This is a genomic window from Actinosynnema pretiosum, assembly GCF_024171695.1.
In the GTDB taxonomy this organism is placed as follows: Bacteria; Actinomycetota; Actinomycetes; order Mycobacteriales; family Pseudonocardiaceae; genus Actinosynnema; species Actinosynnema pretiosum.
In genome coordinates this window covers 87,842-111,512 of the sequence record NZ_JAMTCF010000024.1, presented here as the reverse complement: position 1 = coordinate 111,512, position 23,671 = coordinate 87,842, and the positions used below count along the sequence as shown (strand labels likewise).

The window sequence follows — 23,671 nt, the reverse complement described above, 5'->3', positions numbered from 1 at the left end:
AGGTGGGGCGGGGCTCGGGCGGGCATCTTTCACGTTAGGGCCCTGCGGAGCGCTGGTTCCGCAGGGAGTTCAGGTTGACCGGTTGGTGGTCTCGCGCGGCTTCGCCACGCGGGGCCCTGCGGAGCGCTGGTTCCGCAGGGAGTTCTAGGGGGCTACGAGTCGGCCGCCAAAAGCCCGTAGTCGCCGTCCCACCGCCGGTACAGCACCGCCCCGCTCCGGGTCCCGGCCTGCCGGAAGAACCGGAACGGCAGCTCGGTCTCGTCCAGGAGCCGCACCGCCTGGTCCTCGGTCAGCTCCGGCACCGGGTGCACGTTCGTCGTCAGCGGCACCACCACCGGCAGCGCGGGCGGCGCGGTGTCCTCCATGCGCGCCAACCGGTACCCGGTCGGCCCCACCCGGTAGAGCACGCTGTCCTGCCCGGTCTCCGAGTCCGCGAACAGGTGGAAGTCGTAGTCCATCAGGTCCATGACCAGCGCTGCCGCGTCCGGCGCGCACAGCGCGGTCCGCACCCGCTTGCGCCGCGCCACCCGCCGCGCCCCGGCGCGCCCGGCCACCACCGGCGCCCGGTCCGGTCCCGGCCACGCGCGGTGCGCGCCCGGCGAGTCCAACCGGGACACCTGGTCCGCCACGCGCTCGCGCAGCAGCGCCGTCGCGTCCGCGAGGGGAGCCGCGACCTGCGCCCTGATCCGGTGCCCGCGCACCCGCGCGTTGGCCTGGAGCAGCGCGGTCCCGCCGTCGAGCGGGGTCAGCCGCACCCGCACCTCGGAGCCGGGAACACCGCCGAGGAACTCCGCCACCTCGGCCGAGACCCGCTCCTCGACGCCACCGGACGCCCGCACCGCCAGCGCGCTCACCCGCACCCCTCCCTCACCACCCCGGAAGCCGTTTCCGAGGCTAGTGAGCGCTCACGGGGGTACCAGGGACCAAAGTCCCTTACCGGTCGGGCGAAGGCCTCCCGACCACGGCGAACGGTCCCCGCGCCGCCTGCGGCGACGCGAAGCGCGACCCCTCACACCGGGTACGCGACGACCTCCGCGGCCGACACCGCCGCCCACAGCCCGTCGCCCGGCCGCAGCCGCAGCGACGCCACCACCGACGCCGTCACCTCCGCCACCAGCGGCACGACCCCGTCCAACCGCACCCGCGTCGAGTGCCCCTGCTGCTCCAGCCCGACCACCCGCACCGGCCAGGCGTTGCGCGGCCCGTCCTCCGGCCGCTCCCCGTACAGCCCCACCGACCCCGGCGCGAACGCCACGAACACCTCGCCGCGCAGCTCCTCGCCGGTCACCACCACCCCGCCGCCGTCCAGCTCGACCGCCTCGCCGCGCGCCGTCCCCCTGAGCAGGTTCAACCCCACCAGCGCCGCCACGTACTCCGTGCGCGGCCGGGCCGCCACCTCCTCCGGCCTTCCCTCCTGCACGACCCGGCCGCCCTCCAGCACCACCAGCCGGTCGGCCAGCACCATCGCGTCCAGCGGGTCGTGCGTCACCAGCAGCGTCCGCCCCCGGAACCCGGCCAGGTGCCCGCCCAGGTCCGCGCGCACCCGCAGCCGCGTCCCGGCGTCCATGGCCGCCATCGGCTCGTCCAGCAGCAGCAGCCCCGGCGAGGTCGCCAGCGCCCGCGCCAGCGCGACCCGCTGCGCCTGCCCGCCGGACAGCGCGCCCGGCCGGGACCCCGCGTGCTCGCCGAGCCCGACCCGCTCCAGCCAGCCCAGCGCCGTCGCCCGCGCCTCGGCCTTGCGCACCCCTCGCGAGCGCAACCCGAACGCCACGTTCTCCAGCGCCGACATGTGCCGGAACAGCAGGTAGTCCTGGAACACCACCCCGACCGGCCGCCGCTCCACCGGCAACCCGGCCCACTCGTCGCCGTCGACCCGCACGTGCCCGCCGGTCAGCGGCACCAGCCCGGCCAGCGCGCGCAGCGCCGTCGACTTGCCCGCCCCGTTGGGCCCGAGCAGCGCCACGACCTCGCCGCGCTCGATCCGCAGCGCCACGTCCAGCTCGAAGCTCCCCCGGCTGACCACCAGCCGCGCGTCCAGCGTCATGCGGTGATCCACCGCTCCCGCAGGGCGGCCAGCAGGCCCACCGACACCACCAGCAGCAGCACGCTCAGCACGATCGCCGCGTCCGGGTCGGTCTCCAGCGCCAGGTAGACCGACAGCGGCATGGTCGCGGTCCTGCCGGGGAAGTTGCCCGCGAACGTGATCGTCGCCCCGAACTCGCCCAGCGCCCGCGCCCAGCACAGCACCGCGCCCGCCACCACGCCGGGCAGCACCGACGGCAGGGTGACCCGGCGGAACACCGTCCACCGGGACGCCCCGAGCGTGGCCGCCGCCTCCTCGTAGCGGGGGTCCGCGCCGCGCAGCGCGCCCTCCACCGACACCACCAGGAACGGTATGGCCACGAACGCCTCGGCGACCACCACGCCCGCCGTGGTGAACGGCAGCGACACCCCGAACCAGGCGTCCAGGTACTGCCCGACCAGCCCCCGGCGGCCCAGCACGTACAGCAGCGCCACACCGCCGACGACCGGCGGCAGCACCATCGGCACGGTCACCAGCGCGCGCAGCACGCCCCTGCCGGGGAGGCGCGTGCGGGCCAGCAGCCACGCCAGCGGCACCCCCAGCAGCAGGCACACCAGCGTCGCGAGCGACGCGCACAGCAGCGACAGCCGCAGCGCCTGCCCGACCAGGGGCGCCGACAGCAGCTCGCCGAGCCGGTCCCACGGGGTGCGCAGCAGCATCCCGAGCAGCGGGACCAGCAGGAAGGCCACGCCCACCGCCGCGGGCAGCAGCAGGACCAGCGGCGGTCGGCGCGTCACGGCGCGTCGAAGCCCGCGGCGGACAGGACCTTCTTGCCGCTCTCGGAGAGCACGTAGTCCTGGAACGCCTTGCCGCCCGCGGGGTTGGGCGCCTTGGCCAGCACGGCGATGGGGTAGTCGTTGACCGCCTCGTCGGCCTCGGCGAACGCGATGCCCTCGACGTCCGCGCCCGCCGCCTGGACGTCCGTGCGGTAGACCAGCGCGGCGTCGACCTCGCCGAGGCGCACCTTGGTCAGCACGGCCTTGACGTCCTGCTCCAGCGTGTCGGCCTTCGGCGTGACGGCCGCCGCCTCGAACACCTTCTTGGACGCGGCCCCGCACGGCACCTGCTCGGCGCACAGGGCGATCTTCAGGTCCTCCTTGCCGAAGTCCGCCAGCCCGGTGATCTTCCCCGGGTTGCCCTTGGGCACGGCGATCTGCAGCCGGTTGCGCACGAACGTGGTGGGCGTGTCGGTCACCAGGCCAGTGTCGGTGACCTGCTTCATGTTCGCCGGGGCCGCCGACGCGAACAGGTCGGCGGGCGCGCCCTGGTTCAGCTGCTGGGCAAGGCCCGAGCTGCCGCCGAAGTTGAAGGTGACCTTCGAGCCGGGGTTGGCGGCCTCGAAGTCCTTGCCCAGCCGGGTGAACGTCTCGTTCAGCGAGGCGGCGGCGAAGACGGTGACCTCGCCGAGCGGGGTGGCGGCCGAACCGGACTCGGCGGGCGCCGGGGCGTCCGACGGGGTGCAGCCGGTCAGCGCGAGCGCGGCGGCGGACAGGGCGGACAGGACGCGCAGGCGGGGACGGGTTCTCACGGGGCTCAGACCTCCGGGATCTCGACGACGACGTGGGTCGACTTGATGGAGGCCACGGCCACCGACCCGACCTCCAGGCCCAGCTCCTCGGCGGAGTCGCTGCTCATCAGCGACACCACGCGGAACGGGCCCGCCTGCATCTCCACCTGCGCCATGACGCCGTCCTTGACGACGCGGGTGACGATGCCGCGCATCCGGTTGCGGGCCGAGGTCGTGATGGCCCCGCCCGCCTCGGGGTTCTCGGCGGCGCGCTGCGCGAACGCGGCCAGCTCGGCGCCCTCGACGCCCATGCGCCCGCTGTCGAGCTGGACCGAGGACAGCCGTCCCTGGTCGATCCACCGGCGCACGGTGTCGTCGCTCACCCCGAGCAGGGCGGCTGCTTCGCTAATCCGCAAATTCGGCACGGTGCGGAGTGTAATACCGCAGAAACGGGTGATTGACAGCCTGTTGGCGGCTTCTGCGGAAGCGCGGCAACCCCTATGGTGCGAGGTGTGCTGCCGGGTGTGGTGCGGGTGACCGGGGACGTCGGGCGGGAGTGGGCCTTCGCCACCGCCGACCTGCACGCGCACGCCCGCGAGCCGTTCAACGTCCGCTACTCGACCGAGCGGGCGCGCGAGGTGCACCACGTGCAGGGCGTGCCGCTGTGCGAGCTGCTGGCCCGCGTCGAACTGCGCGAAGCCGCTGGTGGCAAGGTCGACCGGCTCAACTTCGTGGTGTCCGTGCGCTCGGCGGACGGGTACGGCGTGGTGCTGTCCTGGGCCGAGTTCGACCCGGAGTTCGGCGCGTGCGCGGCGCTGCTCGCCACCCGCTACAACGGGCGGCTGCTCGACCTGCCGACGCTCGTGCTGCCGGGGGACGCGCGGTCCAGCCGGTACGTGCGGGACGTGTGCGTGCTGACCGTGTCGCGGGTCGGCGCGCTCCCGGTTCCCCGCCCCGCGACGCCGTGATGGCGCTCGTCACACTTCCGGCCTAGTCGGGGTCGCTCCGCCCGGTTCCCGCCCGGTCGCGCTCCAGCCCGTCGAGCATCAGCGCGAGGGTGAAGTCGAACCGGTCGTGCCCGGTCCCGGCGGTCAGCTCGGCGGCGTGCCGCTTGGACGTCGGGAACGAGTCCGGCAGCGCCGCGAACCGCCGGGCCATCTCCTCCCGGCTGATCACCCACTCCTCGCCCCCGGCGGCCCGGCGCGCGGCCAGCGAGCGCTCCAGGCTGTAGGCGTTGACGTACAGGGTCAGCGCGTCGACCGCCCACGCGGCGGCCTGCGGCGCGACCCCGCCCGCGAGCGCGATCGCGAGCAGCCCCTCGCTCACCCGCAGCGTGTCCAGGTTGGACGGCGCGGCGGCGAGCGCGGCGCGGGAGATGCCGGGGTAGCGCAGGTACTCGTCCCGCAGCGCGGCGCACACGGCGGTCAGCTGCGCCCGCCACGCGGCCGGGTCCGGCTCGGGCAGCTCGACCCGCGCGCACAGGCGGCCGATCAGCAGCTCGTCCAGGTCCTCCTTGTTGACCACGTGCGCGTACAGCGAGGACGCGCCCGTGCCCAGCGCGGCGGCCACCCGGCGCATGGTCAGCGCCTCGTAGCCCTCGCGCTCGACGATGCCGAACGCGGTGTCCACGATCGCGTCCACGGTGATCGGCGCCTTGCGCGGCGCCTCGCGCCCTGGCTCGGCGGCGCCGCCCGCGAGCTGGTTGCGGGCGGCGCGGCGCTGCTGCGGTGTCGGCACGGGGACGAGTCTAGTTCCCCCTGGCGAACAGTGTTCCAGGTTACTTTGAACACCGTTCATCTTGTCGCGAACGGTGTTCGAGCGTAGAACAGTGTTCGTGACCGCTGAACTGCACGCCCCAGCCACCGCCCCCGCTCCCACCTCGTTGCGCCAGGCCTGGATCGCCCTCGCCGGCCTGTCCGCCGTGTTCCTGTTCGAGATGCTCGACAACTCGGTCCTGACCGTCGCCCTGCCCACCATCGGCCGCGAGCTGGCCGCCACCACCACCGAGCTGCAGTGGGTCACCGCCGCCTACGCGGTCGTCTTCGGCGGCCTGATGCTCGCCTTCGGCGCGCTCGCCGACCGCTTCGGCCGCCGCAGGCTCATGCTCACCGGCCTGACCCTGCTCGCCACCGCCAGCCTCGCCACCGCCCTGGTCACCAGCGCCTGGCAGCTCATCGCCGTCCGCGCCGTCCTCGGCGTCGCCGCCGCCATGACCACCCCCGGCTCGATGGCGCTGGCCTTCCGGCTGTTCCGCGACGACGCGCTGCGCGTGCGCGCCACCACGCTCATCTCCACCGTCGGCCTGGTCGGCCTCGCGATCGGCCCGACCCTGGGCGGCCTCGCCATCGCGGTCGCGCCCTGGCAGGCCCTGCTGCTGGTCAACGCCCCGATCGCGCTGCTCGCGCTGCTCGGCGTCCGGGTGGGCATCGCGCCCGACGACCCGGCCGAGCTGCACCGCGCCCCCGTGGACGTCCTCGGCGCGCTGCTGGGCACGGCGACCGTCGTGCTCGCCCTGGTGACGCCGACCCTGGCCGTGGACGCGGGCGGGTGGACCCCGTGGGCGACCGGGCTCGCCGCCGTCGCCGCCGCGCTCGGCTTCGCCCACCGCCAGCGCACCGCCGCCCACCCGCTGCTCGACCCGGCCCTGCTGGCCCGCCCGCTGGTGGCGAGCGGCCTCGCCTACAAGGCGGCGGCGGGCATGGCCACGGCGGGCCTCGGCTACCTGGTGGCCCTCCAGCTCCAGCTCGACTGGGGATGGTCGCCCGCGCAGGCCGCGCTGGGCACCCTGCCGCAGGTCGTGGTCCTGCTCGCCGGGGGCGCGTTCGTGCAGCCGCTGCTGAGCAGGCTGGGCTTCGACCGCGCCGCGTGGCTGGGCGCGGCGGCGGTCGTCGCCGGACTGGCCGAGTACGCCCTGCTCGGGCGCCTCGGCTACCCCTGGGTGGCGCTCGCGCTCGTGCTGGTCGCGCTGGGGCTGCGCGTGGTCGGCGTCGTCGCCGCCATGAACGTGCTGCGCGGCCTGCCCGAGAACCGCACCACGATCGGCGCGGCCCTCACCGACACGGCCAGCGAGGTCACCTCGGCGGTGGGGCTGGCGGTGGTCGGGACGTCGCTGGCGCTGCTGTTCGGCGCCGACCTGACCGCGCCGGGCTGGACGCCCGCCCAGACCGCCCACTTCCACCTGGCCGTCACCACCGCGGCCCTGGTCCTGACCGCCCTGGCGGCGGCCCTGGTCGGCTGGGGCCTGCGCCGCTCCCGCGCCGCGCGGGCCTGACCACCCCCGCCCGCGCACGGGGCGGGCGACGACCGCCGACGCCCCGGAAGGCGTGACGCACCCCCGCGCACGCGAACGGGGCCCGCGCTGCTCGCGCGGGCCCCGTTCGGGCGTTGAGCCGGTCGGGCGGTCATCAGGCCTTGCGGCGGGTCACCGCGAACAGGGCCGCGCCACCGATCAGCAGGAGCGCGCCGATGCCCAGCGCGACCCCGGCCGGGGAACCGGTGTGGGCCAGGCCCGCGCCACCGGAGGTCTTGGCGGCGACCGGGACGACCGGGTTCTCCGAGGTGCTCGGGCTCGTGGCGGTGGTGCTCGACGTCTCGGCGCCGGTCGACGTCGTCGCGGAGGTCGTCGTGGACTCGCTGGTCGTGGCGGAGGTCGTCGACGAGGAGGTGGTCGACGGCGCGGTGGTCGTCGTGGACTCGTCGGTCGTGGTCGTGACCGACCTCGGGGTGGTGGTCTCCGGCGTGGTCGTGCTCGTGGTGGTGCTGGTCGTGGTGCTCGTGCTCGGCGCGGTCGTCGTGGTGGGGACCGTCGTCGTGGTCGGGACCGTGGTGGTGGTGCTGGTCTCCGGGGTGGTCTCCTCGCACGGCGTCGTGGTGGTGGTCTCGACGGTCGTGGTGGTGCTGGGCGCGGTGGTCGTGGTGCTCGGCGCCGTGGTGGTGGTGCTGGTCTCGACGGTGGTGGTGGAGACCGTGGTCGTGCTGGTGGACGGCGCGGTGGTGGTGGTCGGGGCCGTCGTGGTCGTGCTGCTGCTCGGGGTGGTGGTGCTCGTGCTGCTGCTCGGCGCGGTCGTGGTGGTGCTCGGCGGCGTCGTGCCGGTGCCGCAGGTGGGGATCGTGCCGGTGAACGGGTAGGCGTGGAACTCGTTGCCGTCGTAGTTGCCGTTGCCGCCGTGCTCCAGCGAGCCCGCCGTGAAGAACCGGCCGCTGAAGCCGGGGGTGCTCACCTTGGCGGTGCTGTCCGCGCGCGGGATGACGACGCTGCCCTGGAACTCGGAGCGGCCGTTCAGGGTGACGGTGGTGGCGTTCGGGAAGTTCCACAGCAGCCGCTGGCCGATGCGGTCGACGCCGTCGCGGTTGTGGTGCGTGCCGGACCAGCTGGTGATGCGGGGCGCGGAGCCGGTGGCGTTGACCAGCACGGTCGCGCCGTCCGGGATGTTCGCGAACTCGATGCCCTGCATCGAGCCGTCGGCCCCGGTGATGTCGCCCGCGAGGGTGAAGACCTGGAGCGCGGAGACGCCGTCGCCGGTGAAGGTGGTGGCGAGGTCGTCGCGGGTGACCGTCCCGGTGGCGGGGAGCGCGGAGTAGCAGGCGCTGTCCCTGCGCAGCGCCTCGCTGATGCCCGCGTAGGGCGCGAAGGCGTTGTCGTCCTGCACGGCGGCGCCGGTGCTGCTGACCACGCCGGTCTTGGTGCCCGCGTACCGCACGACACCGCCGTCGGCGCGCAGCTCCTGGCCGGGCGCGATGGTCAGGTCCCCGCCGGTGACCAGGAAGTCCGAGTTCGCGGGCGGCGGCACCTGCGAGCCCGCGCCCACGGTCCCGACGTTGTAGCCGACGCCGGCGCCGTCCTTCGCCAGGGTGAACGTCCCCCCGACGACGAGGCGGCCCTCGGCCTCGGCCGCGTTGCCGGACACGGTGAACGACTTGCCGACGAAGACGTTGACCGCCTCGTCGCGCCCGTCGAACTGCCCGGTGTTGCCCCGGACCGGCGCGTGCTGGGCCGGGCACTCGGCGCCGACGCACGGGCCGGGGCCCGTGGCGGGGGAGGGGCTGGCCTGGGCGCTGGCCAGGACGACGGTGGCCGTCGTGACAACCAGACCGGTGGCAATGCCCGCAACTACCGAGAGTCGACTCAAACGCATGAACCGATAGTGCGGCACAGCAACCCGTTTGCACCCGAATGGGTGAGCGCGCTCACCCGAATAGCGTAGCGCTATACACGATCGGGTGAAGTTTTTTCCGCAGGTTTGACAACTGTCCGCTGTGGACGGTCGTTTTTGGCTTGTTCGGTTGCCGCAACGGGTCCACGACGGTCGCGCGACGGTTGCCGCCCTCCGGAAAGCGGTTGCGGGACGGTTGCCGCGGTTGCGCGGGTTGCGAGGGTGCCAGACCGCCGATGTCCGTTTTGCCGTCACCCCCGGTAACCGGAACCGGGAGCGCCCTCCACGGCGCCGGGCGAACGGACCGCCCGCCACCGCGCACACTGATCGTGTGGTCGAGACCAAGCGCACCCGAGGCGAACTGCGCGTCTACCTGGGCGCGGCCCCCGGCGTCGGCAAGACCTTCGCGCTGCTGAACGAGGCCCACCGCCGCCGCGAGCGCGGGGCGGACGTCGTCATCGGCCAGGTCGACGCGCACGGCCGCGCCCGCACCGCCCAGCTGCTGGAGGGCCTGGAGGTCGTCCCCCGCCGAACAGCGGGCCACGACGGCGAACCGGGGGCCCGGCTGGACCTGGAAGCGGTCCTGCGCAGGTCGCCCGCCGTCGTCGTGGTGGACGAGCTGGCCCACACCAACCCGCCCGGCGCCAAGAACGCCAAGCGCTGGCAGGACGTCGAGGACCTGCTCGACGCGGGCATCGACGTCCTCACCACCCTGAACGCGCACCACCTCGAATCGCTCACCGACGTGGTCCGCCGGATCACCGGCGTCGAGCAGCGCGAGACCGTGCCGGACGAGGCGATCCGCAGGGCCGAGCAGGTCGAGCTGGTCGACCTGACCCCGGAGGCCCTGCGCCGCCGCCTGGCGCACGGCAACGTCTACCCGGCCCACAAGGTCGACGCGGCGCTGGCCGACTACTTCCGCCCCGGCAACCTCGCGGCCCTGCGCGAGCTGGCCCTGCTGTGGGTGGCCGACCAGGTGGACGTGGCGCTCCAGCGCTACCGCGCCGACCAGCGCATCACCGACACCTGGGAGACCAGGGAGCGCGTGGTGGTCGCCGTCACCGGCGGCCGGGAGAGCGAACCGCTGATCCGCAGGGCCCGCCGCATCGCCCTGCGGTCCGGGGCCGAGCTGCTCGTGGTCACCGTCCTGCCCGGCGACCCCGCGCCGACCGCCTCGGAGACGCCGACCGCGCCCGATGCACCGACCGCGCCCGATGCACCGACCGCCTCGGAGACACCGACCGCGCCGGACGCACCGACCACTCCGGAGACGCCGACCACCCAGGAGATGCCGGAGGCGCCTGCCGCCCCCGCCTCCACAGCCGCCCCCGCCACGTCCGCTGCCCCGGCCCCCGCCGCCCCCGCCGCCGCCGCGCCCGACTCTCCCCCCGACGCCCCGTCCCGCTTCCGCAAGCTCACCGAGGGCCTCGGCGCGACCTACCACACCGTCGTCGGGGACGACGTCCCCACCGCGCTCCTCGACTTCGCCCGAGGCGTCAACGCCACCCAGCTCGTCCTCGGGGCGTCCCGCCGCTCCCGCCTGGCGCGGGTGTTCGACGAGGGCGTCGGGGCCGCCGTCGTCGCCCGCTCCACCAGCGTCGACGTCCACCTGGTCCCCCACGACCGGTCCCCGGCGCCCGCGCGCCGCGCCCCCGACCGCAACCCGCTGACCCCGTCGAGGCAGGCGCTGGGCTGGCTGCTCTCGGTCCTGCTCCCGCTCGTGGTCACCGGGATCGGGACCGCGCTGGCGGAGGACATCACCTTCTCCACCGACCTGGTCGGGTTCTTCCTGGCCACCGTCGTGGTCGCCCTGGTCGGCGGCCTGGGACCGGCGGTCTTCGCCGCGCTGATCGGCGCGGGGATGCTGAACTTCTTCTTCACCCAGCCCTACTACAGCCTCACCGTCTCGGCCCAGGAGAACCTGCTCACCCTCCTGGTCATGGTGACCGTGGCCGTGCTGGTGGCGCTGGTGGTCGACCGCGCGGCCCGGCTCGCCGCCCAGGCCGCGCGGGCCAGGACCGAGGCCGCGCTCCTGGCCTCCTACGCCCGCACCGTCCTGGCCGGACCGGACCCGCTGGCCCGCCTGCTGGAGCAGGTCCGCGAGAACTTCGGCCAGGAGTCCGCGACCCTGCTCGAACGCGTCGACCACACCTGGACCACGGTCGCGTCCGCCGGTCCGTCCCCCTGCGCCGACCCCGACGAGGCCGACGTCGACGTCCCGGTGAACCCGGACGTCCACCTGGCCCTGCGCGGCAAGCCCCTGGCGGCGGACGACCGCAGGGCGCTGGAGGGCGCGGCGGGCCAAGCGCTGCTGGCCCTGCGGCACCAGCGCATGGCCGTCCAGGCCGAGGACGCCCGGCGCCTTGCCGAGACCACCCAGCTGCGCACCGCGCTGCTCTCCGCCGTCGGCCACGACCTGCGCACCCCGCTCACCTCCATCAAGGCGTCGGTGGGCAGCCTGCGCGACCCGGACCTGCCGCTCACCGCCGAGGACACCGCCGAGCTGCTGGAAGCCGTCGAGGTCTCCGCCGACCGCCTCACCGCCCTGGTCGACAACCTCCTCGACTCCTCCCGCCTGGCGACCGGCGCGGTCAGCCCGGTGTTCAAGGCGATCGGCTACGACGAGGCGGTCGCGGCGGCGCTGGCCGGGATCGACGAGCGCGACCGGGTGCTCGTGGAGGTCCGCGAGGACCTGCCCCCGGTCCGGGCGGACCCGGGCCTGCTGGAGCGGGTGGTCGCGAACGTCGTGGACAACGCACTCCGGCACGGCACGCGCGGGCGGCCCCGTCCGGGCGCGGGCGCGGGCTTCCCCGAGGTGGCGGTCCGGGCCAGCGCGCACGGCGACCGCGTCGAGCTGCGGGTGGTGGACCACGGCCCCGGCGTCCCGAAGAACACGGCCGAGGCGGTGTTCGCCCCGTTCCAGCGGCTCGGCGACCGGTCCGCCGCGCCCGGCATCGGCCTCGGCCTGAGCGTGGCGAAGGGCTTCACCGAGGCGATGGACGGCACGATCACCGCGGAGGACACGCCGGGCGGCGGGCTGACGGTCGTGGTGTCGCTGCCCGCGGCGGGGGCGTTCGCGGGCCCGGTGGAGCCCTGACGGCGGCGCGGGCGGCCGGTCCGCCCCCGGCGGTTACGATCGGGGTTCCTGCAAGGCGTGCGACGTTCGGGGTGGCTCGATGGCGGATCGCGAGGCTGGCGGCGACGGCCGCGACGAGCCGGACGACGGTGAGTACGACGAGTTCGACGACGACTTCGAGTTCGAGGGCGACGACGAGGGCGAGGACGACTACGACGAGGTCGTCGACGAGCTGGAGGAGGACGAGGACGACGAGGACGGCCTCTTCACCGTGACGCCCGAGGCCAGGACCCTCTGCCACCTGTGCGGCGGGGCGGGCTACCTCGCGAACCCCGTGGCGGCGGTCATCGGCGGCGTCCCCAGGACCATCGACAACGGCCGCGAGTGCCCGCACTGCACCGGCTCGAAGACCTTCCCCGGCATGATCATCCCGGTCTGACCCCCGGAACGCGAAGAGCGGTGGCCCGGCCCCCTGCGAAAGGGCCGGGCCACCGCTCCTCCCCACGACCGGCGAGCGGTCCGGTCGCGGACACCGGTGGACCCGCGTCCCCCAGGGAGACGGGTCCACCGCCCGGCGCGGTCGGGAGCGCACACCACCCCGACCGCACCGGAAGACCTGCGGTCAGCTGCCGATCGAGCGCAGCGCCCGCCCGTCCTGCGCGGCCTCGCGCTGGTTGTCGGCCACCGACGCGATCGTCGTCTGGAACGAGTCGATCAGGCTCACGATCTGCTTGATCTCCTGGATCGCGGAGACCGCGCGCGTGGTGTCCTCCTTGATGACGTCGACCTTGTGGCCGATGTCGTCGGTCGCCCGCGAGGTCTCGCTCGCCAGCTCCTTGACCTCGTTGGCCACCACGGCGAAGCCGCGCCCCGAGTCGCCCGCGCGCGCCGCCTCGATGGTCGCGTTCAGCGCCAGCAGGTTGGTCTGGTCGGCGATCGTGGTGATGAACTGCACGACCTTGCCGATCTCCAGGCTGCTCTCGCCGAGCTTCTCGATCGCCGAGACCGCGGTCTCGGTGACCGACACGGCCGTCTGCGTGGTGTCCGACATGCGGTTGCTGACCTCGGACAGCTCGCTCGCGCTGTCGCCGAGCCGGTCGACGAAGCCCAGCGCGGCGGTCATCAGCGTCTTCTGGGTGTCGATGTCCAGCAGCGCGCCCGCGACGCGCAGCGGGACGCCCGCTCCGTCGCGCCGGGTCGTGCCGCTGGCGCGGTACCAGCGGTACTCGCCGGTCTTGCGCTTGAGGCGGTACTCGATGTCGTAGGGGATGCGGCCGGTGCGGTCGTTGAGGTGCGCGGCGAACGCGCCCAGCACGCCGTCCTTCTCGTCCGGGTGCAGCCGCGAGGCCCAGCTGTCCAGCACGTTCGGGAAGTCCCGCTCGTCGGTGAACCCGAGCATCTTGCGCAGGTGGTCGGACCACCAGAACTCGTTGCTGGCGTTGACCGGGTCGCCCGCGACGACCGACATGTCCCACAGGCCGATGTCCGAGGCCTTGATCATCAGGCCGTAGCGCTCGTTGACGAACTCCAGCTCCTGCTTGAGCGCGGTCACCTCGTCGCGCAGCGCGTCGGCCTCACCGGTGTCGGCGGCGGTCCGGGGACCGGGCTCGCGCCCCTCGGTCTCCTGCTGAGCCCTCCGGGACTTCCAGCCGAGCATGGGGCCTCTCCTCTCGCTGTCGCGGCGGGCGCGGCACGCGCCACGGGACCCGGCGGCGTTCGGCGGGACCACGTCCGGCGACGGCAGGGAGGCGGGGGAGCTGAGCATTACCCGGCGGTAGGGCGGGGGGAGTGGTCTGCGTCACCCGGCGGTGGGCGCTCCGGGACGGCGGCTCTCGGGAGCGGTTTCGGGGCGGCGGCGGCGCACCGGCCCGAGCTGCGGCGGCCGGTGGCCTTGGCGGGCGGCGGCTCCGGGGGTGGCTCCAGGGGGTTGGCGGTGCGCCGCGCCCGGTCCGCGACGGCCGGATCGACCGGCGTCCCCGCTGCTCAGCGCCCCCCGCTGCTCAACGGCCTCGGGCGCCCCCGGTGGTCAGCACCCCTCGGGCGCGGGCAGGTCCTCAGGTGCGGGCAGGCCCTCGGGCTCGGGCAGGGTGGAGCCGCCGGGGCGCAGGCCGTCCCACAGCAGGGCCAGGTTCCGGCGGCGGTCCGGCAGCTGGGAGACCGCCAGCGCCATCATCAGCAGGCCGCCCAGGTCGCCCACCAGCACGTCGTCGCGCACCTGCCCCAGCCGCCGCGCCTCCAGCAGCAGGTCCGCCATCTCGCCGAGCAGCCGGTCCAGGGTCTCCGGCTCGATCAGCGCGGCGTGCTTCGCCGCGACCACCAGCGACCGGTGGTCCGCGAACGCCTCCACCGCGCCCGCCAGCACCAGGCGCAGCCCCGCGCCGGGGTCGGGGCCCGCCTTCGCCTCGACCACCAGCGGTGCCACCCGCTCGGCGAAGAACAGGTCGAACGCCGCCCGCAGCACCCCGTCCCGGTCGCCGAACAGCCGGTACACGGTCGCCACGCCGACCCCGGCCAGCGCCGCCACGTCCTCCAGCCTCGGCCCCTCGGGTCCCCGGCGGCCGAACGCCTCCACGGCCGCCCGCGCGATCCGGTCGTGGTTGCGCCGGGCGTCGGCCCGCCTCGGGCGCACCGCGCTCGCCGTCCCGCTCCCCGCGCGCGGGGCCGCCCCCGGCGACGGCCCGGCGGGGGGACTGGATGGGACGAACCGGTCCTGCGGGGATCTTGCGGGCACCCGCGCACCGTACGTCGACAGGTCAGCCGCTGACCAGGCGCAGTGCTCCCGAGGGGCAGTAGGCCACCGCGTCCTTCGCCCGAGCCGCGTCGTCCCCGCCCGGCTCGCCCTCCAGCACCACCACGATCCCGTCGTCGTCCTGGTCGAACACCGCGCCCGCCGTCATCACGCACATCCCGGCCCCGACGCACACGTCCCGGTCAGCCTCGACCCGCTCGCCCACCACGCACCTCCAGTTCGCCGACCCCGGCACCGCACCACCCGACCCGCGCCCGGTCCACCCGAACCGGGCGGGCCGCCGCGCCGAACACCACTGGCGGGAGGCGCGACGCCCCACGACGCGCCTCCCGCCCCTCACCCGAGAACCACCCCGGTCACCGCCCAGGCCACCACCAGGGTCACCACCAGGGTCACCACTCCACCGGGAGCGCGGTCAGCCCGTACACCACGTGGAACGACCGGAACGACGGCTCGTGCCCCGCCACCTCCCGCATCGCCGGGAACCGCCGCAGCAGCGCCGGGAACGCGATCCGCATCTCCATCCTGGCCAGCGGAGCCCCCAGGCAGTGGTGCAGCCCGTGCCCGAACGCCACGTGCCCCGGCGACCCGCGCCGCACGTCCAACCGCTCCGGGTCCTCCAGCAGGCCGGGGTCCCGGTTCGCCCCCTGCAGCGCGCACACCACCCAGTCGCCCTCGGCCAGCACCTGCCCGCCCAGCTCGACCTCCCGCAGCACCTTCCGCCCGCTGCCGGTGTGCACCACGCTCAGCCAGCGCATCAGCTCCTCGACGGCCCGCTCGGTCAGCGTCTCGTCGTCGCGCACCAGCGCCAGCTGCTCGGGGTGCCGCAGCAGCGCCAGCGTGCCCAGCCCGAGCATGTTCGACGTCGTCTCGTGCCCGGCGATCAGCAGCAGCGCCGCGATCCCGATCAGCTCGTCGTCGTCCAGCTCGCCCTCGCGCACGAGCATCCCCAGCAGGTCGTCGCCGGGATCGGCCTTCGCGCCCGCGACCAGCCGCGCCATGTACTCCCGCGACTCCTCGCCGACCCGCCTGCGCTCCGCGAGCGGCAGCGACATGTCCAGCAGCAGGTTGCTGCGGTGCTGGAAGTCGGCCCGGTCCTCGTACGGCACGCCCAGCAGCTCGCAGATCACCAGCGACGGCACCGGCAGCGCGAAGTCGCGCACCACGTCCGAGGGCGACCCGGCCTGCTCCATGGCGTCCAGGTGGTCGTCGACGATCTGCCTGATCCTGGGCTCCAGCCGCCGCATCCGCCTGATCGTGAACTCCGGCGTGAGCAGCCTGCGCAACCGGGTGTGCCGGGGCGGGTCGAGCGCCAGCAGGTTCCCCGACAGCCGCTTCCTGCGCTCCTCGGGCGACATGTCGGCGAGCGTGGGCAGGTCCTCGCTGTCGTTGCTGAACACCGAGGTGTCCGACAGGACCCGGCGCACGTCCTCGTGCCTGCTCACCACCCACGCGTCCAGCCCCATCGGGGTGCGCTCGCGCCGGATGCCGCCGGTGTCGCGCAGCTCGGCCAGCGACGGGTGGGGGTCGAAGCCGTTCCTGCGCATGTGCACCGGCAGTTCCGGCGCCTGGCGCACGGCGGTCTCGCTCACGGTGTTCTCCTGCCATCAGGCGACCAGCGTTCTGATAGATGGCTATCACATAAGCGGAGCGCGGTCGACCCTGTCGCGAGGGTGAGCGCCGGACAGCCGCAGTCCCGCCCCCCGACCGGACCAGCGCGCACGGGCACACCGCGCGACCACGCCGCCCCGCCACCCCCGAACAGGTGATCCACCCCGGCCACCGCGCCCCGCGCGCCGAGTCGCCCCGGTCGTACCCTCGTCCCATGCGGACACGCCCGACCCTCACCTGGACCGCCACCGGCGACCCGCTGCCCAGGACGACCTCGCTCACCCCGCTGGTCGACCTGCTGCGCCCCGGTCGCGCGCTGGTGCTCAGCGGCGCGGGCCTGTCCACCGAGTCCGGCATCCCCGACTACCGGGGCGCCGAGGGCAGCCTGCGCAAGCACACCCCGATGACCTACCAGGAGTTCACCGGCTCCGCCGAGGGCCGCCGCCGCTACTGGGCGCGCGCCCACGTCGGCTGGCGCGCCATGCGCCGCGCCGAGCCCAACGACGGCCACCGCGCCGTCGCCGCCCTCCAGCGCGCGGGCCTGGTCGACGCGGTCATCACCCAGAACGTCGACGGCCTGCACCAGGACGGCGGCGCCACCGGCGTCGTCGAGCTGCACGGCAGCCTCTACCGCGTGATCTGCCTCGGCTGCGGCGCCACCACCGACCGCGCCGAGCACGACGCCCGGCTGCACGAGGCCAACCCCGGCTTCACCGCCACCACCGACCAGGTGAACCCGGACGGCGACGCCGACCTGCCCGCCGAGGCCGTCGCGGGCTTCCGCGTGGTCGACTGCGCCCGCTGCGGCGACGTCCTCAAGCCCGACGTCGTCTTCTTCGGCGAGAACGTCCCGCCCGAGCGCGTGCGCCGCTGCTACGACCTGGTCGACGCCGCCGACGTCCTGCTCGTGCTCGGCTCCTCGCTCACCGTCATGTCCGGCCTGCGGTTCGTGCGCCACGCCGCCAAGTCCGGCAAGCCCGTCGCCATCCTCAACCGGGGCGTCACCAGGGGCGACGACCGCGCCGCCGTCCGCGTCGACCGCGAGCTCGGGCAGGCGCTGCGCGAGCTGGTCGACCTCCTCGGCGCGGGCTGAGGCCGGGGCCGAGGACGAGACCGAGTGCGACCCCGAGGACGAGACGTGCCCCCGCACACCCCCGGCCCCGCCGCCGACCGCCACCCGACCGGGCACAATCAGGCGCACACCTCACCTGGAATGGCGCGCGCATGTGGATGGTCTGGCTGCTCGGATCGGTGGTGCTGGTGATCGCCGGTTTCAGCGCGGCGTTCGTCCCCCGCGCCCGCGCCAGCGCCCGGTCCGCCGAGGTGGCCCGCTCCACCGCGCTCGCCGCCATCGACAGCGCCGCGATCACCCGCGACGCGGGCAACTGGTACTGCCCCGAGGCCGAGCGCCTGCTCGCCCGCGCCGAACTGCTCATGGCGAACCGGGGCGGCACCGCCTCCGCGCGCGTCGCCGCCGACTGCGCCCGCCGCGCCGAGCGGCTGTGGCGGGGGAGCTTCCATGGCTGAGGCCTCGGTGCTCCGCGCGGTGCGGTTCGCCGCGCTGGCCATCGCGGTCGTCGTGCTCGTGGTGTTCCTGCTCGCCCAGCGGCGCGCCGTCGACGTCACCTACGGCGAGTCCCCGTCGCCGCGCGAGCCGGTGCCCGAGGGGGCGGCGGGCGAGCTGGCCGGCCTGACCGTGCCCAGCGTCGAGGAGATGACCGCGCTGGTCGAGGCCGCCCCGGTGGTCCGGCTGCCCGGCGCCACCGCCACCTGGGACGAGGCGCTGGTCGACGCCGCCGTCGCGGGCACCGACGTGCGCGTCCTGGTCGCCCCCGCCGGGCTCGACGAGGACGAGCGCGACCGGGTCCGCGACGTCGAGAACGCCACCGTCCTGGTCATGGGCACCGAGGTCACCGACGGCGTCAACCAGGCCTACCCGGACACCATCCCCGGCTGGCGAGCCCAGTTCGCGCTCGCCGACGTCACCAACGAGCTGCTCGACCTCGTCGCGCTGCACGTGGGCGAGGTGGCGCCCGCCGACGTCGACCCGTTCCGCTGGCGCGACCCCACCCCGCAGGAGCTGGAGGCGGTCGCCGTCGACCTGCGCGACGACCTGCCGCACGTCGCCCCCGGCGCGGTGCTGGGCGAGGTCCCCGACAAGCCCGACGCGTTCCCCGGCGAGGCGCTCTACGCGGTGTTCCCGGTGCAGGAGCGCGGCGCGCCCGTCCCCGACTACGGCTCCGCGCTCGCCTCGGTGTTCCCCGACCGGCCCGTCGTGGTCATGTACGGCAACTGGGTCGAGTACCACGGCCCGCACGAGGCCGACTTCGCCGAGGTAGCCGCCGCGAGCTTCTACGGCCAGTTCTCCGACCGGATCGACGCCTACGCCTACCCGCAGGCGGTGATACTGGACGCCTACCTGGACCGGGTCACCGACATCCGGTACGCGGGCCTGTTCGACCGCCCCCTGCCCTACCGGACCCCCGACCCGCTCGACGTCGCCCTGCCCGCCCTGCCGTGGGCGTTCACCGGCTGCGTCGCGGTGTTCCTGGTGCTCACCGCCCGCGCCGCCCGCGTGCGCCCCGGCGAGCCCAGGACCAGCCCGGCCCGGCTCGCCGCGCTGTCCGCGCTCGCCGTCGAGGTGTCCGCGCTCAGCCGCGACGCCTCGCTCACCCGAGGCCTGGCCAGGCTCGGCTCGGCCCGCGAGGCGCTGGAGACCGGGCTGCCCGAGGCCCACGTGCGCCGCCTGCTCGACGCCGCCGAGGCCGAGCTGGACACCACCGCCAGGCAGCTCGGCCGACCCGACTACCGGCCGTCCGCCTACCTGAGCGGGAGCCCGGCGTGAAGCGCGTCCCCCTCGCCTGCGCGGCGGTGATCGCGGCCTGCCTGGCGCTCGCCGGGTGGGCGGTGTGGAGCGGCGGGCTGTTCGACGGGCCCGCCGCGCGGCAGGTCGCCCAGTCCTCGGTGTACGCGGCGCCCGGCGTCGAGCTGGACCAGGAGGCGGCCGAGCGGATCATCGGCAACCGCAGGCTGGTCGTGGTGTTCCTGGAGCCCGAGGCCGACCTGCGCGACGGCTGCGACGCCCTGGAGCGCGCCGCCGACGGGACCGTCGTGCTGCTGCTGAGCAAGGAGGGCGGCGAGTACGCCAGCTACGGGTGCGCGCTGCTGCCCGGCCGGGGTGAGGAGAACTTCGGCCGGGCGTTCGTGGCGGAGCTGGCGATCCGCCGGGGCGTGCACCAGTTCGCCGACCGGCCGCTGGAGGCGCTGAAGATCGTCGCGGTGAACTACGACCAGCTCGTGCGCGCCGGGACCGTGCCCGACGGCGGGCGGGTGCTCAGCCCGTCGCTGCCCCGCTACCTGCTCGCCGCCGCCGCGCTGCTCGCGGTGCTGGTGGGGGCGGCGGCCCTATACCTGCTGGGTCGGCGGGCCGGTGGGGCGGCGGTCCGGCGGCAGGCGCGGGCCGAGGGGGTGCGGGACGCCAGGGCCCGGCTCAGCGCGGCCACCGGCGAGCTGGCGCAGCGGATCATCGCCCTGGACGACCTGGTCACGCCGGTCGCGCGGGCCGAGTACCTGGCGCTGGTCACCGACTGCGCGGCCCTGGCCGGGGCGGTGGCCGACGCCGACCGGCGCGGCGGGGCCGACCCGGAGCCGCTGACCCGCAGGGCCGAGGCGCTCACCGCCCGCGCGGACCGGCTGGCCAGGCGGTTGGGCGAGCCGGGCGCTCGCGCGTGGGCGCGATAGCGGATTCCGGCGACCGGGGCTAATCGGCGGCGGGTGCTCCCACCGATTGGGCACTGGGCGTTCACCTGTTAATTGTTTGACGTCCTACCGATCGGTCGGGCAGGATGGGGGCACACCGAACGAGGAGTGCGAAATGGCGACCAGCCCGATGGGCGGAGTCCTCCGCCCGCGCGGTCGCCGTTGCCATCGCCACTGCCGCCGCAGCTGACCTGAGCTGCGGTGATGTGCGTGCTCCCGGTGGTCTGACCACATCGCGCGGGGAGCCGTCCGTCGTGAACCGACGGACGGCTTCCCACATTTCCCGCGCGCCTCTCACCGTCGCTCCGGTCAATACCCCTATCCGGTGATCGTGTTGTTCCGCGCGGTTCTCCGGCGCGTTCCGGGAATTCCTCCGGTTCCACTTCACCCGCCGTTCAGCATTTCCTGCCCGCCGGGCGCCCCCGCGCGACCGCCGGTGTGATCTCCCGGACAACTGGCCATCCGGCGGAGTCCCGCGGCGGGCCGCTGGGATACCGTGGTGTGCAAATGGTTGGCACACAAAGCAACGCCGAGGACCCGCTGGCCCTGGAGCGGCAGGTCTGCTTCGCGCTCTCGATCGCGTCCAGGACCGTGGTCTCGATCTACCGGCCGCTGCTCGAACCGCTGGGGCTCACCCACCCCCAGTACCTCGTGATGCTCGCCCTCTGGCAGGGGGCGCCGCTGTCGGTCAAGGAGCTGAGCGGGCTGCTCGCGCTCGACCCCGGCACGCTGTCCCCGCTGCTCAAGCGGTTGGAGGCGATCGGGTACGTGCAGCGCGGCCGGGACGCCGACGACGAGCGCGTGCTGGCCGTGACGCTCACCCCGCAGGGGCAGGCGCTGCGCCAGGAGGCGCTGAAGATCCCGCCCGCCGTGGTCGACCGCCTCGGGGTGGAGCTGGACCAGCTCCAGGACCTGCACGGGGCGCTGACCGGCCTGATCGCCGCTGCCAAGGAGGCACAGTGAACCGCCCGTCCCCCGCACTCCGCCTGTGGTACCTGGTCGGGGGCAGGCTGCCCCAGCGGCACCGCGAGTGGATCTTCGAGCAGGCCACGAAGCCGTCCTGGCTGGCCTGGTTCATGCTCCGGGCGTTCGTGCAGGTCCTGCCGCTGACGATCATCATCGCGACCGGCCTTGTCGTCGGCCTCGGCTCGCCGCTGCCGCTGGCGATCGCGTGCGGCTCGCTGGGGCTGATCGTGGGGGTGTACTTCGCGATGTCCTACGCGATCGAGAGCACCGAGAACCGGGTGTCCAAGTACGGCTACGAGAACGGCGACGCCGGTCGGGCCAGGAAGGCGCGGGCCGCCGCGCAGGACGAGCTGCGCCAGCAGCGCTACGACGCGGCCTGGAAGAGCGAGTAGCGGGGCCCCGTCACCCGTCCTCACCGCCCACCACGGCCAGCAGCTGCCACATCAGCGCGGACAGCAGCCCGACCACCCCGGCCGCCACCCACAGCGGCCCGGTGACGCCGAACGCCCGCGCGACCAGCCCGCCCTGGATCGCCCCCAGCGCCGCGCCACCCGAGCTGAACAGCAGGAACGCGCCGTTCACCGACCGGCGCAGCCGATCGGGGACCACGCGCCTGCGGGCGGTCCGGGTGATCGTGCCCCACAGCACCGAGTGCGCGCCGAACGCGACCAGCACCGCGATCGCGGCCGGGAACGCGCGCACCAGCGCGAGGGCGACGTGGGCGACGGTCTCCACGACCAGCCCGGCGCGCAGCAGCGGCACCGGGCCGAAGCGGTCCACCAGCCGGGGGACCAGCGGGACCACCAGCACCCCGCCCGCGGCGGTCGCGGCGAGCAGCAGCCCGAACGCGGCCGGTCCCGCGTCCAAGCGCTCGCGCGCGTAGAGCACGAGGACGCCGAGGAACCCGTAGAGCGTCATGTTCATCAGCAGCAGCGCCAGCGCAAGCAGGCGCAGCAGCCGGTTGTGCCACAGCCACCGCAGCCCCTCGGCGAGCCCCGGCGGCGCGGCGGCCCGCGTGACCACCTCGATCGGCGGCGCCGACCGGCGGGTCCCGCGCAGCAGGAGCGCCGCGACGGCGAAGCCGAGGGCCTCCACCCCGAACGGGGCCGACGCGGCGACCGCGAACAACCAGGCGCCCAGCGCCGGTCCGAGCAGGGTGCTGCCCGCGAGGGTGCCCGCGCTCAGCCGCGAGCTCGCCGCCTCCAGGTCGGCGGCCGGGACGAGGGAGGGCACTAGGGCGGTGATCGCCCCGTCCGCCACCGCGCCCGCCGCGCCGAGTGTGAACAGCAGGGCGTAGACGGCGGGGATGGTCGCCAGGTCGAGCCAGACGAGCCCGGCCAGCGCGGCGACCACGACGCAGCGGGTGGTGTTGAGCGCGACGAGCAGCAGGCGGCGGTCCAGCCCCCGGTCCAGGAGGGCCGCGCCGAGCGGGGAGAAGAGCAGCCACGGCGCTTGCTGGGCGAACAGGGACGCGGCGACCAGGAGCGGGTCCGAGGTGAGCGAGGCCAGCAGCAGGGGGCCAGCGGCCACGGACAGGCCGTCACCGAGGTTCGCCACCGCGTTGGACAGCCACAGCCCGGTGAACTCGGAACCCAAGCGGATCTTGGTCTTGGCCACGGCCGGACGGTACCGACTGGGCCGAGTCCGCAGGGGAGTTTCACACCGATGGCCCAGTGGCGGGGGAGCTGGGGGCTGGTGGTGGGGGGATGCCGGGCTCCGGTGGTGGCGGTGGCGGTGATGGCGTCCCCTGGTGGTCCTCCCGCCCGTGAACGGCCCCCACCGGCAGGGCGCGGGGGCCGTTCACGGTCCGGCGGTCTCTCGTGCTCTCGCCGTCTCTCTTGCTCTCGTGCTCTCGCCGTCTCTCTTGCTCTAGTGCTCTCTACTGCTCTCTCGTGCTCTCTCGTGTTTTCGCTCAGCTGTGCGGGCAGGTGGCCCGGTACTCCTCGATCAGCGAGCTGGGTGACGGGGCCGGGCACAGGAACTGGTCGTACCGGGTGTCGTCGTCGATGAACCGCTTGAGCCAGGAGATGCTGTACTTCGCCACCGTGGTGTTCGACGACGTGGGGGCGGAGTGGCTCGCGTTGTTCAGCTCCAGGTACGCCTTCTCGGGCGCGGACGTCATGCTCGTGTAGAACGGCTCGGAGTGCGAGGACACCGGCGCGGTGCTGTCCGACTCCGCACCGATGATCATCGTGGGCACCCGCGTGCTGGACCAGTTCTTGGTGGTGTGCCAGGGCGTCAGCGGGATCGCGGCCTGCAACGACGGCCGGGAGACGGTCGCCCGCAGCGAACCGCCGCCGCCCATCGAGTGCCCCATCACGCCAAGGCGCGAAGCGTCGATGCGGGTGCGCACGGAGCTGCTGGTGGTCAGGTAGTCCAGGGCCGCGAGCAGTTGGGAGCCCCGGCTGTCCGGCTGGTCCAGCGTCGACAGGGTGTTGATCGTGATCACCACGAACCCCTGGGAGGCCAACCGAGGCCCCAACCAGGCGACCGAGGACTGGGTGGCGGTGAAGCCGGGCGAGATCGCCACCGCGCCGAAGGTGCCCTCGGCGGTGCTGGTCGGGTAGTAGATCGTGCCGCCGCCGAAGCCGGACACCGACGAGACCGTCGCGGTGGCCGTGGCGAACGGCCCCCTAGCGGCCTCGACGCTGGCGTTGGTCGGCGCGGGACCGCGCTCGTAGGGACTGGCGGCGGCCAGCGCCGCAGGGGGAACGGCCACCGCGCTCGCGGCCAGCAGGGCCAGGGCGGGGAAGAGTGCGCGCATTCG

23 protein-coding genes are annotated in these 23,671 nt (G+C 74.6%); 10 read left to right on the top strand and 13 right to left on the bottom strand.

What is annotated here, in order from left to right:
- Positions 1-152: 152 nt before the first annotated feature.
- From LV78_RS35670 to LV78_RS35645, 5 genes are all read right to left on the bottom strand, one after another.
- Positions 153-854, bottom strand: a complete 702-nt coding sequence (locus tag LV78_RS35670) for a sigma 54 modulation/S30EA ribosomal C-terminal domain-containing protein (RefSeq protein ID WP_253850517.1) — start codon at positions 852-854, stop codon at positions 153-155.
- A 155-nt stretch (positions 855-1,009) separates the two neighbouring features.
- On the bottom strand, positions 1,010-2,044 hold the full coding sequence (locus LV78_RS41295; protein ID WP_301307961.1) for an ABC transporter ATP-binding protein: 1,035 nt from the start codon (positions 2,042-2,044) through the stop codon (positions 1,010-1,012).
- Positions 2,041-2,820 (bottom strand): molybdate ABC transporter permease subunit, encoded by a 780-nt coding sequence (gene modB / locus LV78_RS35655; protein ID WP_253850516.1) that lies wholly within the window; start codon positions 2,818-2,820, stop codon positions 2,041-2,043. The genes LV78_RS41295 and modB overlap by 4 nt, the downstream gene beginning before the upstream one ends.
- A complete protein-coding gene (modA, locus tag LV78_RS35650; RefSeq protein ID WP_253850515.1) occupies positions 2,817-3,611 on the bottom strand; it encodes a molybdate ABC transporter substrate-binding protein in 795 nt (264 codons plus the stop codon). The genes modB and modA overlap by 4 nt, the downstream gene beginning before the upstream one ends.
- A gap of 5 nt (positions 3,612-3,616) precedes the next feature.
- Positions 3,617-4,015: a TOBE domain-containing protein gene (locus LV78_RS35645; RefSeq protein WP_253850514.1), complete on the bottom strand. Its 399-nt coding sequence runs from the start codon at positions 4,013-4,015 to the stop codon at positions 3,617-3,619.
- Positions 4,016-4,102: 87 nt separating this feature from the next.
- On the opposite strand from LV78_RS35645, the gene LV78_RS35640 reads away from it, so the two are divergent.
- The gene (locus tag LV78_RS35640; protein ID WP_253850513.1) at positions 4,103-4,558 is read left to right on the top strand and encodes a molybdopterin-binding protein; all 456 of its coding nucleotides are present in this window, start codon (positions 4,103-4,105) and stop codon (positions 4,556-4,558) included.
- Between the two features lie 22 nt (positions 4,559-4,580).
- On the opposite strand, the gene LV78_RS35635 is transcribed toward LV78_RS35640, so the two are convergent.
- Positions 4,581-5,327 (bottom strand): TetR/AcrR family transcriptional regulator, encoded by a 747-nt coding sequence (locus tag LV78_RS35635; protein ID WP_253850512.1) that lies wholly within the window; start codon positions 5,325-5,327, stop codon positions 4,581-4,583.
- A gap of 97 nt (positions 5,328-5,424) precedes the next feature.
- Between LV78_RS35635 and LV78_RS35630 the strand changes: the two genes are divergently transcribed.
- Complete coding sequence (locus LV78_RS35630; protein WP_308208793.1) at positions 5,425-6,861, top strand: MFS transporter; 1,437 nt, start codon at positions 5,425-5,427, stop codon at positions 6,859-6,861.
- A 133-nt stretch (positions 6,862-6,994) separates the two neighbouring features.
- Here the strand turns inward: LV78_RS35630 and LV78_RS35625 are convergent, their stop codons facing one another.
- On the bottom strand, positions 6,995-8,725 hold the full coding sequence (locus LV78_RS35625) for a choice-of-anchor A family protein (RefSeq protein WP_253850511.1): 1,731 nt from the start codon (positions 8,723-8,725) through the stop codon (positions 6,995-6,997).
- A gap of 349 nt (positions 8,726-9,074) precedes the next feature.
- Here LV78_RS35625 and LV78_RS35620 point away from each other — a divergent pair, with 349 nt between their 5' ends.
- Positions 9,075-11,840 (top strand): DUF4118 domain-containing protein, encoded by a 2,766-nt coding sequence (locus LV78_RS35620; protein WP_253850510.1) that lies wholly within the window; start codon positions 9,075-9,077, stop codon positions 11,838-11,840.
- Between the two features lie 79 nt (positions 11,841-11,919).
- Entirely contained in the window at positions 11,920-12,258 is a 339-nt protein-coding gene (locus tag LV78_RS35615) for a hypothetical protein (RefSeq protein ID WP_253850509.1), read from the top strand.
- A 183-nt stretch (positions 12,259-12,441) separates the two neighbouring features.
- Here the strand turns inward: LV78_RS35615 and LV78_RS41290 are convergent, their stop codons facing one another.
- The 4 genes from LV78_RS41290 to LV78_RS35590 all read right to left on the bottom strand — a co-directional run bounded on the left by LV78_RS41290 (position 12,442) and on the right by LV78_RS35590 (position 16,160).
- Complete coding sequence (locus tag LV78_RS41290; RefSeq protein WP_301307959.1) at positions 12,442-13,476, bottom strand: methyl-accepting chemotaxis protein; 1,035 nt, start codon at positions 13,474-13,476, stop codon at positions 12,442-12,444.
- A gap of 369 nt (positions 13,477-13,845) precedes the next feature.
- Positions 13,846-14,550, bottom strand: a complete 705-nt coding sequence (locus tag LV78_RS35600; protein ID WP_253850508.1) for a TetR/AcrR family transcriptional regulator — start codon at positions 14,548-14,550, stop codon at positions 13,846-13,848.
- Between the two features lie 22 nt (positions 14,551-14,572).
- On the bottom strand, positions 14,573-14,773 hold the full coding sequence (locus LV78_RS35595; protein WP_253850507.1) for a ferredoxin: 201 nt from the start codon (positions 14,771-14,773) through the stop codon (positions 14,573-14,575).
- 187 nt (positions 14,774-14,960) lie between these two features.
- Positions 14,961-16,160: a cytochrome P450 gene (locus tag LV78_RS35590; protein ID WP_253850506.1), complete on the bottom strand. Its 1,200-nt coding sequence runs from the start codon at positions 16,158-16,160 to the stop codon at positions 14,961-14,963.
- 233 nt (positions 16,161-16,393) lie between these two features.
- On the opposite strand from LV78_RS35590, the gene LV78_RS35585 reads away from it, so the two are divergent.
- The 6 genes from LV78_RS35585 to LV78_RS35560 all read left to right on the top strand — a co-directional run bounded on the left by LV78_RS35585 (position 16,394) and on the right by LV78_RS35560 (position 21,296).
- A complete protein-coding gene (locus LV78_RS35585) occupies positions 16,394-17,272 on the top strand; it encodes an NAD-dependent protein deacetylase (RefSeq protein ID WP_253850505.1) in 879 nt (292 codons plus the stop codon).
- Between the two features lie 131 nt (positions 17,273-17,403).
- Positions 17,404-17,706 carry a DUF6403 family protein gene (locus tag LV78_RS35580; RefSeq protein ID WP_253850504.1) on the top strand — a complete coding sequence of 101 codons (303 nt, stop codon included), beginning with the start codon at positions 17,404-17,406 and terminating at the stop codon, positions 17,704-17,706.
- The gene (locus tag LV78_RS35575; protein ID WP_253850503.1) at positions 17,699-19,024 is read left to right on the top strand and encodes a hypothetical protein; all 1,326 of its coding nucleotides are present in this window, start codon (positions 17,699-17,701) and stop codon (positions 19,022-19,024) included. The genes LV78_RS35580 and LV78_RS35575 overlap by 8 nt, the downstream gene beginning before the upstream one ends.
- Positions 19,021-19,920 (top strand): hypothetical protein, encoded by a 900-nt coding sequence (locus LV78_RS35570; RefSeq protein WP_253850502.1) that lies wholly within the window; start codon positions 19,021-19,023, stop codon positions 19,918-19,920. Before LV78_RS35575 ends, LV78_RS35570 begins: the two co-directional genes overlap by 4 nt.
- 525 nt (positions 19,921-20,445) lie before the next feature.
- Positions 20,446-20,901, top strand: coding sequence for a MarR family winged helix-turn-helix transcriptional regulator (locus tag LV78_RS35565; protein ID WP_253850501.1), 456 nt, complete (start codon positions 20,446-20,448; stop codon positions 20,899-20,901).
- A complete protein-coding gene (locus LV78_RS35560) occupies positions 20,898-21,296 on the top strand; it encodes a DUF5313 family protein (RefSeq protein ID WP_253850500.1) in 399 nt (132 codons plus the stop codon). Before LV78_RS35565 ends, LV78_RS35560 begins: the two co-directional genes overlap by 4 nt.
- A gap of 10 nt (positions 21,297-21,306) precedes the next feature.
- On the opposite strand, the gene LV78_RS35555 is transcribed toward LV78_RS35560, so the two are convergent.
- Positions 21,307-22,521 (bottom strand): MFS transporter, encoded by a 1,215-nt coding sequence (locus tag LV78_RS35555; RefSeq protein WP_253850499.1) that lies wholly within the window; start codon positions 22,519-22,521, stop codon positions 21,307-21,309.
- A 295-nt stretch (positions 22,522-22,816) separates the two neighbouring features.
- Positions 22,817-23,668: a poly(ethylene terephthalate) hydrolase family protein gene (locus tag LV78_RS35550; RefSeq protein ID WP_253850498.1), complete on the bottom strand. Its 852-nt coding sequence runs from the start codon at positions 23,666-23,668 to the stop codon at positions 22,817-22,819.
- Positions 23,669-23,671: the final 3 nt, after the last annotated feature.